Source organism: Cyclobacterium sediminis (genome assembly GCF_054781075.1).
The window spans coordinates 304,252-320,379 of record NZ_BAAGVC010000003.1 but is presented as its reverse complement, the minus strand read 5'-3'; the positions used below and the strand labels follow the sequence as shown (position 1 = coordinate 320,379).

The window sequence follows — 16,128 nt, the reverse complement described above, 5'->3', positions numbered from 1 at the left end:
GTTATTTCCATTCTAGGTCTTATTAACTTTTAACAGCAAATTTCACCAATTCATCAAGAGAAATTAAGTCGAGTGATTTTTCATGAGTGGCTTCTAAAATGACCTTAGGCGCCTTATTTGCCTGGTAAGCCTCCATCCATCTTGTGAGGCAAAGACACCATTTGTCTCCCGGTTTAAGTCCGAAAAAGTCCAATTCAGGTCTAGGAGTGGTTAAGTCATTGCCTTTTGAAAGGCTGAATGCCAAGAACTCTGCAGTCATAACCGCACATACGGTATGCAAGGCCGTATCAATTTCATCTGTCTCACAATAGCCGGTTCTGTAGAATCCTGTTTTTGGTGAGAGACAACAAGGGATTAAGGCTTCGCCAAATACGTTTCTGTTCATGATTGAATTAGTTAAAATTAAAAAGTGCCTTGAATTTTCATTCAAGGCACTTTTTAGTTCATCTATGTTTCACTTAAATTAGCGTTTAGCTCAATTTAAATCGGATAGGTAATCTCATTTTTACCCTTACCGGTCGACCTCTTTGTCTTCCTGGTTCCCATGCTGGAGCATTTTTTACAACCCTAACGGCTTCTTCATCACATCCACCGCCAACTCCACGAAGGATTCCGACGTCTTGGATTGAACCATCAGTGTTTACAACGAATACTACGTACACAGTACCTTCGATACCCATTCTTCTCGCTTGGGTTGGGTATTTCAGGTTTTTAGACAAATACTTGTTCCAACCTTCCATTCCCCCCGGAGGAGTAGGCATGTTTTCTACCACATCAAAGATCTCTTCTGCTTTTTCTACTACAGGAGCTTCTTCAATTACTACTTCCTTGATTACAGTTTCTTCTTGAACGTCAACATCAAAGTTTACTTCAATTTTTTCTTCAATTTCAACTTCATCAGGAATCTCCTTAATCTCCGGCTGCTCTACTGGAGGCGGTGGTGGAGGTGGTTGTTCCGTAATCGGAATATCTAATAATTCCTCAAAGTCATCATCGATCGGTCCAAAGTCTTGAAGTACACCATCATCATATGACTTATACTCAAAGGCAAAAAGGACCAGACCAACACTGACCATTAGACCAAGATTTAGGAACATTCCTGTCTTCTTGGTTAAGTCAGCTTTTGGTGTTTTTTTGGCTTCCATGGTTATAACTCTTTTTTAATTTTTGTTGATTCAGTCTAATAATTCCAATTAACAATCATAACAAATAATTTTTATTTATACAAGGATGCTACCCCTCTTATTGAAATAAATAAAAATACCTGTACCTATAATTACGCCTATGATATTTGTCAAAATATCAAAATAGTCAAATGACCTTCCCGGTACCAATCTTTGTAAATACTCTGTCAATATAGCAATAAAAATCCATAAAACTAAATATTTAGTATAAATTTTATTACTTTCCTTGCCTTTTTTGTCTATTCTTTGGCGAATTACTCGGTCCCATAGAAAAGCCATGCCTATGAACATGCCTAAATGAATCACTTTATCTGATCCATAAAACTTAGGTATGTCCGGCACTTTATTACTCGGACTAAATAGAGCATATGTCATGCCAGAAGACCATAAAAGGGCAAGAATGACTTTTTCCTTCAAAATTTGTTACTGGCCTATAAGGTTTCGATACGCTTCGGGCGACATTAAATCATCCTCGGTGCCTTGATCCCATTTCACTTTGATCATCCACCCTTCTTCATAAGGATCTTCATTTACTAGTTCGGGAGAATCTTCCAGAAGACTGTTTAATTCTAATATTTCACCACTTAATGGCATGAACAAATCAGAAACTGTTTTCACTGCTTCCACTGTTCCAAACACCTCACCTGAATCCAAGGTTTCGCCTACTGTTTCTACCTCCACAAAAACAATGTCTCCCAATTCTTTTTGAGCAAAATCAGTTATGCCGATAGTAGCGGTTTCCCCCTCTATTTTGACCCATTCATGGTCTTTGGTATACTTTAAATCTTCCGGAAATTTCATGCTAGTTATTTTTACTGTTCAAAAATACAATGATTATACATAGTACAAAAAATTATTGGCTTAAATTAAATGTTAATTGTCCGCCAAATGAAGTAGAACTTGTCCTAAATGCGGTTGAAACTTTTGGATCGTTTATGGTGCGATCAAAATAGAATTGAATATTAAGCTTTTGGTTGACCACATATCCTATACTTGGGCTTATTTGAACGTTTAAATTACCGTTGGTAAGGGTATGCTCACCTTCAATTTTCCTTTGGATGGTATTTGTATCAACAATCCTTGTAGAAATTCGAATGGTAAGGTCATTGTTTAAAACTTCTTGCCTGCCTTGAATTTTGAAAGGTACTTTTACACCGGCTTTGGTATATCCCAAATCAAAACGGAAGTCTTGGCTGTTCTGCTCTGTAATTTGAGCATTGGAGAAATTTAAGCCTATGTTTCTTTCCGTATTGTATTCAAAACTGATATTCATTCGGTCTTTGGTTAGGAGATCAACGCCTATAAGTGGAGCAAATCTTTCCGAAATCACCACTTGGTTAAGTATCATTATAGGAATATAAGCTCCAAACTCATCTGTTAGGCTAGCCATTGGAAGTTGCTGTAAGGTGTTATACAGTTCAAGGCCTTCCTGATAGATAAGGGCATTTGAAAAATTACTTACAGAATAAGTTGAATTGTAATTATGAGTCAAATTTATAGAGGAGAAATATTCATTCAATGCCGGAAGTCTCGCAAGGCCCCTGTATTCTACTCTCCAGTTTGGTAATGGAATTTTTGGGAAGGGATTGAGTGCAACATCTGTCGCCGTCTGACCCGAATAGGCCGCTAGAAATGCCGGAATCAAAACATTCTGACCATTAATATTATATGTTCCGCCCGGGTTCAGCGTTTCAAGCCTAGATTGAATGATGTTCCGGTAAGCTTCAAAATTTGAAAACAAGGGGGAGTTATTATCACTATCCGATTTATCAAATACTGTTTTAAGAATATTGTAACTTATTTCGTAGCTACCAATCCTGTTTGGATTAATGGAAGCAAAATCATTTTCCCCCGGACCATTTCTTCTAAATATTTCACTATACCCACCGTTCTCTCGTTTTTTAAACTCCAGGGTGACTTTAAAGTCTTTCACTGGTTCCACCAAAGTAGTGATTTGGAGGTTTTTTGTTTCGTTTTGACTAAATGCTTGCGTAAGGGATGTACTGGCCGCCAAAGCCCCTCTATTGGCCATCTCATACCTTATATTGCTACTTTGGCCACCAAGAAGAAACCCAACGCCCGGGTTGATAAAACTTCTGTCCATACCCAATAATCCTGAATTCGGCATATAACCCGGCAAATAGGTGCCTTGGGTAACCTGATAACTGAAGTTTACATCCTTTAACATCATCATGAAACGCAACAAATTCGCAGCAAAACCTTCTGTTGCATACACCTTCTCTTTTTCCTCCTCTTCTGAAGCTTCTGCATTGGCCCCGGGTCTTCCGGGTATACTAGGCCTTTTGGGAGCAATGAGAGCATTGAGCCTTTTGCTTTTGTTGTACAATTGTACCAAATCTAGTTTCCCTGAAATAGATTGGTTTCTGGAATTTTGAATGACGTTTCCAAGGGTGTCTTTTTGGCCTATGGCTCCAGTCATCCAAGAGTAGGTAGCCTCATATCGGAAGTCTGCGCTTATCCAATCTGTCATTGGTATTTTGTCCAATGGAAGCTTATAATTGACCACTGCCTGCTGGTTATAACTGGTGGTTCTACCTAGTTTCTTAATGTTATTTCGTAATGAATCAATTTTTGTCTCGGTATCCAGATCGCCTACAGGTTCGTCCACGATTGCATTTACACTTGAGCTGAGGTCAAAAGACAGATTCTCGGTGAGGTCCCAATTCAGGCTATAAAAGCGATTCATGTAAAAACTTTTCTGAAAAAGAGGATCAACACCTGCTGTAGTCAATTGATCGTTTCTGTTTTGAGTACGCATAAAGCTCCTGTCAATATCCATTCTTGCGGATACAAGACTTGGTGCAAAATTCAGGTTAAAGTCTTTGAATAACTGTAAATACTTACTGTTAAAAAGGCCCCAATTTTTAAAAGGAGTGATGATAAGCGGGTCGGGTTGATAGTTGTAGGCGATACTTCCTCTGGTAGTTTCATAGATATAACTTTCCAGTTGAATATTGCTTTGAGTTACTGAGCCAAAAGCATAAGAAAAAGAAAAGTTTTCTAAAGCATAGATTCGATTGGTTTCTTTTTCCGGATTTTTCAACTTCCGGACATTATTCAAACTGAAATTACGCCGTTTGGATTGATCGACTACTAAGTTTCGGTATTCCTGTTTTTCTGCATTGGTAGAGAACTTCTGAAGTGCGATTTCAAAAGGAACATCTGGGTTGAGGGGGTCGAATTCCGGTTTGGTAGAAGAGTTTTCTACACTTGCATAAAGGGGAATGCTTACACCCAAGCCCTTTGGTAAAATTTTATCTACGTTGACATTGGCCGAAATATCATACTGGGTAGTAGATTCCCTTGCTCTTTCTGAAAGTCGGGTTTCAAGACCTCCAAAGCCAAATGAATTGTGTCGAATGGAAGAAGATATGGTGGCTACATCTGCAATTTGTGCATTGAGCATTGCATTGGCTGCCCATCCTGATGATTTGTTGAAATCTGTCACCCTTAACTCATTGGCCCAAAGGCAAAGTGATTTGCTTGCACCTCCTGTGGCGGGATTTCGGATACCTATCATCATCCCTTGGATAAAGTTCAGCTCCGGCCGTCCTACTACCGTCACCTTATATTGCCGTATCATAACAGAGTAAGGTAAGTTTTGTGGCTGCTGGTTATTGTCTCTTTCTGCTTTTACACCAACAATCTCATCCAAGGCTACATCAATTTCATTTGCGGATGGCCAAATCTGATCAGGGTCTCTGGTGCCTGCAGGAGTGATGTTCAGGGGCACCTCTATTTCATAATAGTTGTCTGTATAGTCAGTTCCCATTCTTAAAAAGGCTGACAATTCACCGTCTTGCGCATCCTGACTGTCTGCATGTAAAAACATTTTTAGTCGACCATACTGAACGAGATCTTGGCTTACATTCTTATAAACAGCCCTGGAGTCTCTGCTTTGAAGGTTGTCTACACAAAGCCTTAGCGATTGTTCGTTCAATTGCCGCTCGACTGTGGAGGTATTGTCCCGATCACGATTGATCCCCGGAGGCAATACATAGGGGCTTTGAGTTTCACTTCCTTGTCCATTTTCTTCTATATTGACCACCCCAACGGTTAAGTTTGAGTTGTCCGGTTCAGGAATTTCAGAAAAGCCTCTCTCAAATAAGGATTCTTGAAAAACTCTCCATTGACTACCTACCATTCTAAACTGAGCCATTCTAAGTACTACAGGCTGCTGGAAATCAGTGAGGTAGGTTCTCATAAATCGAATGGATTTGAATCCGGAAATATTGCCATATGTGGCATCAGGCTGTCGAATAGGAATACGGAATAGGTACCAATTGACCTCCTCGCCATTTTCTACTGTTGAAACCTTGTCTACAATATGATTTTCACCTACTTGTAAGGTTGAAGGGCGAAGATCCAACTCATATTCATAATAACTTTCAACTTCATTAATGGTATTGTCATTGTTAAGGTCTTCGTTGTCAGGTAAATTTGATCCTGAAGGACTGTAAGAAAGGTTGCTGTTTGAGGTGATAGGGGTGTTCCCTTCCAGTCCATTGTAGTTTTTATACCGTTCCAGGATTTTAATGTTATTGTTATCAAATTCAGGATCCAAATAATATTGAAAATCATCTGCCGCCGGGTCAGCTTGAATATCCTGCAATGCTTGTTGATTTACATTGAGTCGATTGATAAACCGGGCACCATAAAACTCAACCTCATTTTCACTGTTTAAGCCATTTAGGCCAACATCTTGGTTTTCTCTTGCTTCAGCTGAATTGTCAAAAGCAGGAGTCAAAAACTGTTGGGTAGTTACTTTTCCCCATTCATTGGTTGAAGTACTGATTTCCGAACCATCAGCAGGAAGTCCATTCTCAAAAGCATGCCTTCCATCTACGACGATGTCTTCTGAAATCTCGCCAAGATTAAAAATTACTTTTCCCCCAGTAGTATTGTTTTCGTTGAAAACACCATCCAATACCCGGCCATTTTCTCCCGAAATAAATGGATCCATTAACCAAAACTCAATGTACTCTATATTCGTTCTGTCAAAATCTACCTCAGAGGTGATGGCTCTGGTTACCCCTCCAAAGTTTTCTCTTGGATTTGGTAATAAACCTTCACTGTTCAAGTTGGGGTTGAAATTATACATTCCCCGTTCCTGTGGGAAATAGGCCAGGTCAAAAAGAGGTTCATTGGTGATCAGGTAATCCCTGTACCTTCCCTGGAAAATTTCCTGAGGAAGTACCCGCCTGACATAATGGTTTCTTCTGTCATCATTGGTAATGTTGGCAGGAACATCACTTCCTGACGATCGGTAAAACACATTGTCTATGGTGTACCAAGATAAGCGTGCCCTCTTATAGGCATTTCCTAACCTATCTTCCGTTAGTTGGCTCAAGTCAAATTTATTTTCGGCTGTAGCCGGTGTGGCTGACAGTTTCCAATTTTGGGGGCTGGAGCCTAAGTTAAAAGGAATGATGGCTGTTTCAAAATCATCAATATAGGAAGCACCTTCTCCATCTACCTGATTGGAGGTGCCGGGAATTAAGTGAGCAAATTCTCCGCTAAACTGAATCATTGATTTTTCTTTGGTCTCGGTAAAGGGGAGGGCATCAGCAAGTTTGGTGAGAAACAAAGATTCATCATCGTAGTTTACATCCAAACCCCAGAGACTGTTTCGTAAAGTTTCATTTCCGGTAGCGATCCTTGAAATATTGGGTCTTTCATTTAAATAAAGGAAAGTACCTCCAATATTGAAATTTTCATTGACCATATAATCTAATCGCGTCCCCAGCAAACTTCTTGTCTGGAAGGAAACCAAATCAGCCTTTTCAAAGCTTACACTTATATTTTTTCCCGATTGAAGGATGCCTTCATTGATAATCACCACACGGCCAATATTATAGTCTACTGTATAGTCTACTCCCTCCGTAAGTGGAATATTTCCCGCTGTAATGATCACTGAACCTTCACTAATGTTCAGGCCCGGTAGCATTATTTCTGAAGCCGATCCTGATGTAAAGCTTCCTTTCAAAAAGTACTTATTTAAGCTGGTAACCAACTCTGCATCAGCTTGAGTAGTCCTGTAAAGCGTGTCATAAACATATTTATCCCTAAGGTTGACTTCCGCAGGTGTAAAATAATCTTCCAAGGTATTTCCAAAAGGTTCAACAACCGGGAAGATAATTAAGCCTTGTGTCGGTTTGATTGTCAAGCCATTGACATAATCAAAGTTACCATCAGGTTGTGGGTCGTTCTGAGGGTTTAAATTATCCAGTTTTAGAAGTCTTATCAGTGGTATATCTTTGACATTCTCTCCTTCCAATAGGCTAGGGTTATCTAAACCTGTTCGGTCGTCTCTATAAATAATCTGAAGTTGAAAGCCATCTTTTTGAATCTGGTTGGCATTGAGGTTATAAATGTTTTTCATCATCAAATCCCAAGTAGGAATTGATGTATTTATTCTTGCCGGTCGAAGCATTTTCAAGAAGATGACATTGTCTTCAGATAGGTTTTGGTAATCTTCTGAGAGCTCACCCACTTTATAACTTTGTCCGTTATAGGTGTATTCATAGGAAACCGCAATTACTTCATCGTTTTGGAGTTTTCTAGAAAGGCTAAAATACCCCAACTGCCGATCAAAGGTATATTCATTTTCTGCAAGTTTTCTCGCCCCATTGATTTGTTCAAAATCAAGCCCTCTTTCCAGCCCAAGGTCATTGCTAATTGCGGTGGCGGCTGTTTCAAAATTTCTAAAGGATGGATTGCCTTTTAGGTTATCAAAGAGCGCATTGGCAGCATTAGAGGCCGGGGATTGTGGATTTCCTGTGCCAATATTAGGGTTGGAAGGTTTAAATATCCTTTGTCCTTCCCCCAAATCCATAAAGGCGGCAAAATTCCGGAGGGTTTCGGTATTGTTTGCCCTATTAAGAATGTAGACCTCTAGCCGTGTGATTTGCACCCCAGACAAGACTTGGGGTAAACCTCTCAGCCAATTCTCATAATTGTTACGGAAAAAGTGACCTAAAAAAAAGTGTCGATTTTCATCGTAATTTGATGCCCTAACCTCAAAAGGCCTCCCTTGATTTCCTCCTTCAATAATGATTTCGTCCCTTCTGCCACGTTGAGTGGAGGCAACTGTGGTCATGAATAAGTTCCCAAATTGCATTTGGGTTTTAACACCAAATAGATTTTGAGCCCCTTGAATTAAGCTGTTTTGAACAGGCATGCTGACATTTCCTATTTCAATTGATTTAAGGATGTCTTCTTCGAACCCGCCGTATTCCACCTTTAGTTGATTTTCAAAATCAAAAGAATTGTTGCTGTCGAAATTGGCACCTATCCGCACTTTTTGCCCGAGCATCCCATTGACACTCATTTGGATTTGTTGGTTAAAATTAAAATTTCCGGTTTTCTGTTGCCGAATGGGAATGGAAGGATTGTCAATCCTTCTAAATATTCCTCCAAAATCCAGGTTAACATTTCCTGTAGGTACTATTGTAATTTCGCTGCCTCCAAATAGCCTGTCGAAGGTTGGACTCATGGTAATAGGGGGGATCAAGCCCCTTCCACCCACGGCACTTTCTCCATCAAGGCCTCTAGATCTGTCTCTCCAGTACTGTTGCCTGATTTTATATTCCTGCATTCTTGAATAATCATCGAAATCCAGGGAATAGCCCGGGTCCGTTGATGTAGAATCGGTGTTCGGGTAGATTCTGTAGCTTACTGCAGTATCTACTTCCACTTCTATCCTTTGATTTTTTTCAGGTTTCAATAAAAAAGGAGAGTCCCTTCTCAAAAATGGATTTTGATAGGGATACAGTGGTTTGGTATTTAAATTGTCCCACAATAAAAAAGAGGGCAAAGACCTTCTTTTATTTAAAGTGTCCATCAAACTGGGAACAGTGTCAGTGGGTGTAGTCGTTGGCGATTGGCGGGCATATACGCCCGATAAAGACATCATTAACACTATAAAAAACAGTCCTGATAGGGAAGTAGGATAGTGTTGCAATGACTTATTTCTCCAAAAAATATTTGAGAAAGTAAAGACCAACGTAGTTATATTATGATGATGACTTTAAAGATGCTTTAATTAATGCTTCTAAAGAAACATCGGGACCACTTTTTTTCAAAACAGTCATGATATTTTTCTCTGCCTGAGCCTTAGTGAAGCCTAAGGTAATCAAAGCTTGTAACGCCTCTTGTTTTAATTTATTGCTGTTTTGAACAAAGCCCTGCGTCCCTCCCTCAGGAGCAGAAATTCCATCTTTTATAATTTTGTCTTTTAGTTCCAAAACAATCCTCTGTGCGGTTTTGGCACCGATTCCTTTTACTCGCTGAATAGTCGGGTGGTCCCCTGAACCTATTGCTTGCTCTAGTTCAGGTACAGTCAGGCTAGAAAGAATCATTAAACCGGTACTTGCACCAACTCCTGATATCGAGATTAAATTTAAAAAAGCTTTTTTCTCAGAGGCCTCTTTGAACCCAAATAGAGTGTGCGCATCTTCTTTAATATGCAGGTAGGTATGAAGCATGATTTCTTCCTTGTCCTCAATTTTCCCATAGGTGTTTAAGGATATTTTTACTTCATAACCAATGCCATGAACATCTATGATGACATGGGTGGGGTCTTTGAATGCTAGTTTTCCTTTAAGATAAGTAATCATTCATCTGCTGTTGTTTGGGCATCCACCACTGCGATGGCTACCATGTTGACAATCTCTCTTACAGAACTACCTAATTGTAAAATATGCACTGATTTATTCATACCCAAAAGGATAGGACCTATGGCTTCAGAATTTCCAATCTCAGCGACCAGCTTATAAGCAATATTACCCGATGCCAAATCCGGGAATATCAAAGTATTGGCCTTATTATTAATCAAGGAACTAAAAGGATAATTTTCTTTCTGAATCTCTTCGTCTAAGGCTACGTTGGCTTGCATCTCACCTTCTATTACCAAGTCGGGAAACTGGGCTTTAGCCTTGGCTGTAGCCAAGGCTGTTTTTACAGGTACTTTGCCTTTGGCTGAACCAAAATTAGAATAGGACAAAATAGCAATGGTTGGCTCTATGTCAAAAAAGCGGACTCCATTGGCAGTTAAACCGATGATTTCCACCAGTTCATCGGCAGAAGGATTTTCATTTACTGTGGTGTCAGCAAAAAATAGCGGACCCTTATCTGTGTTCATGATGTACATGCCCGCAACTTTGTCTACTCCTTTTTTTACCCCGATTACCTGCAAAGAAGGTAGGATGGTTCTTGGGTAATCTTTTGTTAATCCAGAAATTAAGGCATCTCCTTCTCCTAGCTCCACCATCATTGCTCCGAAATAGTTCCTTTCCTTCATAAGCTTTTTGGCTTCATAAAGGCTCATGCCTTTGCGTTTTCTTTTGTCGTAAAGCAATTGTCCGTATTGCTTTAGTTTTGATTTATCTTCACTTGGGTCGATGACTGTGACATCATCCAAATCAAGAGAATTGGCCTTGATAAGTTTTTTAATTTTTTGTTTATTACCCAGTAAAATTGGAACACCTATTTTTTCATCCCGCATTATTTGAGCGGCCTTCAAAATTTTAGGATTATCTGCTTCTGCAAATACTACCTTTTTAGGGTCTTCTTTAGCCCTGGTCACCACTCGAGACATCAGGCGTTGGTCTATACCTATCCTTTCTTGAAGGTCTAACTCATAGGCATCCCAATCTTCTATATGCGTTTTGGCCACACCGGACTCCATGGCTGCTTTGGCCACAGCCGGAGCAATGGTGGTTATTAACCTGGGGTCTAATGGTTTGGGGATAAGGTAAGTTTTACCAAAGGCTAACTTTGCCTCACCATAAGCCTTATTGACAATGTCCGGAACATGCTGTTTGGCTAAATCAGCGATGGCTAAGGCTGCTGCAAGTTTCATTTCTTCATTGATCCCTGTGGCCCTTACATCAAGAGCTCCTCTAAAAATATAGGGGAAGCCGATAACATTATTTACTTGGTTGGGGTAATCGGAACGCCCGGTGGCCATAATGATGTCTTCGCGGGCAGCCATCGCTAGCTCATAGCTAATTTCTGGTGTGGGGTTGGCCAATGCAAAGACTATAGGGTTTTTAGCCATGGACCTGATTTGGTCTTGGTTAATAATATTGCCCGCTGATAGGCCTAGAAAAACATCCGCTCCTTTCATGGCCTCCGTGATGGTGTGTAGGTCTCGGTCTGTAGCAAAAAGTCGATGTATTTCTGACAGACCTTTTCTGTCTTTTCGTATGACCCCATCAATGTCACACATGACTACATTTTCATATTTAACACCAAGGCCTATATAAAACCTTGCACATGAAACTGCAGCAGCTCCTGCTCCACTAACTACCAGTTTAATGTTTTCTATTTTCTTTTGGATCATTTCCAGGGCATTTAATAGTGCCGCCCCGGATATGATGGCTGTACCATGCTGGTCGTCATGCATGACAGGAATATTCATTAATTCCTTTAGCTTTTTCTCAATGATAAAACATTCAGGAGCCTTGATGTCCTCTAAATTGATTCCCCCAAAAGTAGGCTCCAGTGAACGAATGGTTTGGATTAGCCTTTCCGGATCATTCTCGTCTATTTCCAGATCAAAAACATCAATTCCTGCAAATTTTTTAAATAATACCCCTTTTCCTTCCATCACAGGTTTGGATGCAGCAGGACCGATATTTCCTAAACCCAAAACAGCTGTACCATTTGAAATAACGGCAACTAAGTTTCCCTTGGAGGTGTATTTATAAACCTTTTCAGGACTTTGTTGGATGGCGGTACAAGGTTCTGCTACGCCGGGAGAATAGGCCAAAGCCAAATCCAGCTGACTGGAAAGTGGCTTGGTGGGGACTACCTCAATTTTTCCCGGTTTCTTAAATTCATGATAATTTAACGCATCCTCTTTTCTTATCTTCATTAGGCAAGGAAAAATAATTTCCGGTTTTTTTATGTTTATTCTGATTCTGTCTTCAGTTCAAACTGTGTGGCTTGAAGAATGGTCTCAATTTCTCTAATTGATGCCCTATGGGCCTCATTAGGGTAATATACAAATCCATCCATATAGAAAATTTTTCCTTTTGCTTCGTCTACTACTGTATAGGATAGAAATGAACCTCCCATTGTTAAGTTATTGGTTTTCCAAGATCCTCGCATTTCTACGGAATACTGACCATCTAATCTGATGTTTTTGAAAGCCGGTGGAATCTGTTTTTCTATGATTACATAGGATTCAGGTACCTCCGGGTCACCATATATATTTGGTTTGGTGATTTCATTCCTTAACTTAATAATGTTTTCCGGAAAAACCTGAGATTCGTCTTCATATGTTGTTTGGTAGAAAAATAAGCTAATATCGGGTTTGTCTACACCGATTGTAGGCTGCCTGAACCATAAAAAGTTCTCTTCCTCTTTTACAAACTGATAAGAAGCTGGAAGTTTCACTGACACTTCAAATTTTTCAGCCAGCTTAGAAACGCCTTCACCATTTATTCGATTGAAGAGGGCTTTTCCCAAAATTTCTTTTTCTTTATTGGAAAAGATGCTCTGTAGCAAATCCTTATTGGCTTTCATATTGGTGATCAACTCATCTTCATTTTCACCAAACAAATAGATCACTTCCTGGCCTACGGCGAACTCATTCTTGTTTCTTAACATAAACAATGAGGAGTCAGCCCTGCTTTTTTCAATTGATTCGGGGGAGAATTGATTGGCTACAGTCCTACTGCCCGGACGCTTATCATCAAATGTGGTAACAAATATTATATTTGATGCCATTCTCAACATACGTGTCATTTTTCTAGGGTCCACCTTTCTCATATAAAACATGGATTCTTCCCTAATAATACCTTCGATATCCGATTCGAATATTTCCTTTAACGCATCTCCTACAGGTCCCGCATATTTGGCGGAATCTATGACCAGGATTATTTCCCCTAGGGTACCTCTGGCTTTAGGTTTATTGCTATCAGAACTGTTTGCCGAATCGTTTTGACATCCGACAAAAGCCATCGCAGTAAACAAGGCTATAATGCAAAATCTTAAACTCATAATAGTTCGTTTGTTTTTGTGTAAGCCTAATTTAGATATAATTATCGCAACTCAAAAAAAATAATTAAGAAATTAGTTTGAAATTTAGCCAATGATCAACTTTTGGCCCGGTTTGATCCGATTATTGTTCAGATTATTCAATTTCTTGAGCTGATCAATGGTAACTCCTTCCAGCTTTTTTGATATTAACCAGAGGGAATCACCTGGCTGAACGGTATACATTTTCCCCCCGTTGCTGTTGGTCGAGATGCTTTCGGAACTGGCTAAGTTTTTATCAAAACTTGATTTATCTTGATAAATATGTAAAACTTGCCCGATTTTAATTGTATTGGAATATAGGCTGTTCCATGATTTAAGCTGGCTGACAGATACATTGTACCTTTCGGCGATTTTACCCAAAACATCTCCACTTCTTACTCTGTAGGTAACATTGTGCAATGCTTTGGTCGGTTTTTTCTCCGGTAGGCTTGCCAGGTATCTCTGATTTTCAATTTTTAAAGAGTCCTTTATGGCTTCATGATTGTCAGTAATGAATGCATGACCGGATTTGGGAACATTGATACTAATTGCTTTTCCAAATTCAGGTACCTTGCTTTTTTTCAGTGAGGGATTAAGGTATTCAAGGTCTTCAATGCAAAGACCGGTATGTTTGGCTAGGCTCTCTAAAGTATAGCCATTTCCCATATTGACCTTTTCATAGGCCATAGGATAAGATGGCTCCTCTAATATTAAATTGTGTTCTTCAGCATATCTCAAGACATACATGATTGCCTGAAATTGGGGAATATAACTTCTGGTTTCTCTTGGGAGGTACCTGTATATCTCCCAGAAGGTTCGTTTTCCACCTGAGCGCCTGATGGCTTTATTTACATTTCCCGGTCCGCAATTATAAGCAGCCAAGGCCAACTCCCAATTGTTATACCTTTTATTCAATGCTTTGAGGTAGCGTACAGCAGCTTCCGTTGAGCGTTCCGGATCTAAGCGATCGTCTACGTGACTGTTGTAGTAGAGCTTAAAATCTTTACCCGTGGCCGGCATAAACTGCCATAGTCCCATGGCACCAACGCGGGAACGTGCTTTGGGATTTAATCCGGATTCAATGATGGATAAGTACTTGATGTCTTTCGGCATATTGTGCTCAGAAAGATACGTATCAAACATTGGGAAAAAATGGCCTTGTCTTTCAAGAACCATTCGGGTGTATTCTCTATTCCTTACCGTGAAATAATTGATAAAGGCAAAAATAGTTTCATTGAGTTCAAAAGGCATGTCCGTATCCATTTCTGCGATACGTTGTTCCACTTCTTCATAAGTAAAATCCGGTATATATTCGTAGTCATAATAAGGCACAACTGTCTCTTCGCCCGAGGGGTCAACCGAGACAGTCAGTGCTTTTTCTTGGGCCATAGACACACTTCCTAAAGGTGCGGCCAATACCAAAATCACTACTAGTATATAGAAAGATTTTATTCTCATATTTTATTTATTAAATGCTGCTGCTGTCAAATAATTGGCAAAAGCATATAACTCAGCTTCCTTAAAGGAATTGGTCATGATTTGAAGCCCTATAGGTAAACCTTTGTTGTCCTTTCCATTTGGTATAGAAATGGAGGGTACCCCGGAAACGGATGCTTGTACGGTAAACATGTCTTCCAGGTACATGGCTACAGGATCATTTGAATGTTCACCAAATTTAAAAGCAGTGCTTGGCGTGGTCGGTAAGACTATATAGTCATATTTAGTCAACAGGTCTTCCGTAAAATCCTTGATAAGCTTCCTTACTTTCTGAGCTTTAGTGAAATAAGCATCATAGTAACTCGCACTCAACACAAAGGTACCAAGCATTATTCTTCGCTTTACTTCTTCACCGAAACCTTCAGTCCGGGTGAGTTTGTACATGCTTTCTAGGTTGTGGGCATTTGACGTTCTATAGCCATATTTTACTCCATCAAATCTAGATAGATTTGAACTTGCTTCAGCAGTCGTCAAGATATAATAGGTAGGGAGCACATAGTCCAGCAGTGGGAAATTGACTTCCTCTACCGTATGGCCCTCTTCCTTCAGTTTTTCCAGAACATTTAAAGTATTGGCCTTAATTTCCGGTTGCAATGCCTCTGAATGAACAGTTTCTTTTAAGTAGGCAATTTTAGCCGGTTTGTCGAAATGCAATAGTTTGCTGTAGGATGGGACAGGTTTTCTTGAAGAAGTGCTGTCGTAATCATCCGGGCCCGCCATTGTTTCTAGAACCAATGCATTGTCCTGAATATTATTTGAGAAAACGCCAATCGTGTCAAATGAAGATGCATAAGCAATAAGCCCAAATCTAGACACCCTGGAATAAGTGGGCTTGATGCCAATTACTCCGGTAAAAGCTGCAGGTTGTCTCACAGATCCACCTGTATCAGTACCTAAAGATACTGTACAAAGATTGGCTTGAACAGCCACTGCTGATCCACCGGAAGAACCTCCGGGAACCCTGCTTTCGTCTATGGCATTAAGTACTTTCCCATGAACAGAGTTTTCATTGGAAGAGCCCATGCCAAATTCGTCACAGTTTAACCTTCCAATAATAATGGCATCTTCATCTATTAAGCGCTGCACTGCGGTGCCGGTAAACTGGGATTCGAAACCTTCCAAGATTTTGCTTGAGGCATTTGATTCATGTTCGTTAAAACATAATACATCTTTTATGCCAATTACCATACCTGCAAGTTTTCCAGCTTTTCCGGCGGCTATTTTTTCGTCAATAGCTGCAGCCTGTGCTAAGGCAGATTGGCTATAAACTTCAACGAAGGCGTTGAGTTGCGCCTTCGTTTCAATTTTGCTTAAGTAATATTTGACAATCGCTTTACAATCCGTTTCCTTTTTTTCCAGCGATTTCCTTATCTCATCGAATGAACGAAATTTTTCCAAC

At 39.9% G+C, this 16,128-nt stretch carries 10 protein-coding genes; all 10 read right to left on the bottom strand.

All coding sequences use genetic code 11. The features are described from left to right. Nucleotides 1–22: 22 nt before the first annotated feature. Nucleotides 23–385 carry a DUF2237 family protein gene (locus ACYVHJ_RS03645; RefSeq protein ID WP_460512642.1) on the bottom strand — a complete coding sequence of 121 codons (363 nt, stop codon included), beginning with the start codon at nucleotides 383–385 and terminating at the stop codon, nucleotides 23–25. Between the two features lie 85 nt (nucleotides 386–470). Then, nucleotides 471–1,145 carry an energy transducer TonB gene (locus ACYVHJ_RS03640; RefSeq protein ID WP_303611786.1) on the bottom strand — a complete coding sequence of 225 codons (675 nt, stop codon included), beginning with the start codon at nucleotides 1,143–1,145 and terminating at the stop codon, nucleotides 471–473. 75 nt (nucleotides 1,146–1,220) lie between these two features. After that, a complete protein-coding gene (locus ACYVHJ_RS03635; protein ID WP_339901688.1) occupies nucleotides 1,221–1,559 on the bottom strand; it encodes a VanZ family protein in 339 nt (112 codons plus the stop codon). 48 nt (nucleotides 1,560–1,607) lie between these two features. Further along, a complete protein-coding gene (gcvH, locus tag ACYVHJ_RS03630; protein ID WP_339901687.1) occupies nucleotides 1,608–1,985 on the bottom strand; it encodes a glycine cleavage system protein GcvH in 378 nt (125 codons plus the stop codon). Nucleotides 1,986–2,037: 52 nt separating this feature from the next. Next, nucleotides 2,038–9,120 carry a cell surface protein SprA gene (gene sov, locus ACYVHJ_RS03625; RefSeq protein ID WP_460512639.1) on the bottom strand — a complete coding sequence of 2,361 codons (7,083 nt, stop codon included), beginning with the start codon at nucleotides 9,118–9,120 and terminating at the stop codon, nucleotides 2,038–2,040. Between the two features lie 100 nt (nucleotides 9,121–9,220). Continuing rightward, nucleotides 9,221–9,823, bottom strand: coding sequence for a Holliday junction branch migration protein RuvA (gene ruvA, locus ACYVHJ_RS03620; RefSeq protein WP_339902984.1), 603 nt, complete (start codon nucleotides 9,821–9,823; stop codon nucleotides 9,221–9,223). Beyond that, nucleotides 9,820–12,084: an NADP-dependent malic enzyme gene (locus ACYVHJ_RS03615; RefSeq protein ID WP_339902983.1), complete on the bottom strand. Its 2,265-nt coding sequence runs from the start codon at nucleotides 12,082–12,084 to the stop codon at nucleotides 9,820–9,822. The genes ruvA and ACYVHJ_RS03615 overlap by 4 nt, the downstream gene beginning before the upstream one ends. 35 nt (nucleotides 12,085–12,119) lie before the next feature. Next, a complete protein-coding gene (locus tag ACYVHJ_RS03610; protein WP_339902982.1) occupies nucleotides 12,120–13,214 on the bottom strand; it encodes a DUF4837 family protein in 1,095 nt (364 codons plus the stop codon). An 84-nt stretch (nucleotides 13,215–13,298) separates the two neighbouring features. Further along, nucleotides 13,299–14,690 carry a LysM peptidoglycan-binding domain-containing protein gene (locus tag ACYVHJ_RS03605; protein ID WP_460512635.1) on the bottom strand — a complete coding sequence of 464 codons (1,392 nt, stop codon included), beginning with the start codon at nucleotides 14,688–14,690 and terminating at the stop codon, nucleotides 13,299–13,301. Nucleotides 14,691–14,693: 3 nt separating this feature from the next. After that, entirely contained in the window at nucleotides 14,694–16,127 is a 1,434-nt protein-coding gene (gatA, locus tag ACYVHJ_RS03600; RefSeq protein WP_460512633.1) for an amidase, read from the bottom strand. Nucleotide 16,128 lies beyond the last annotated feature (1 nt).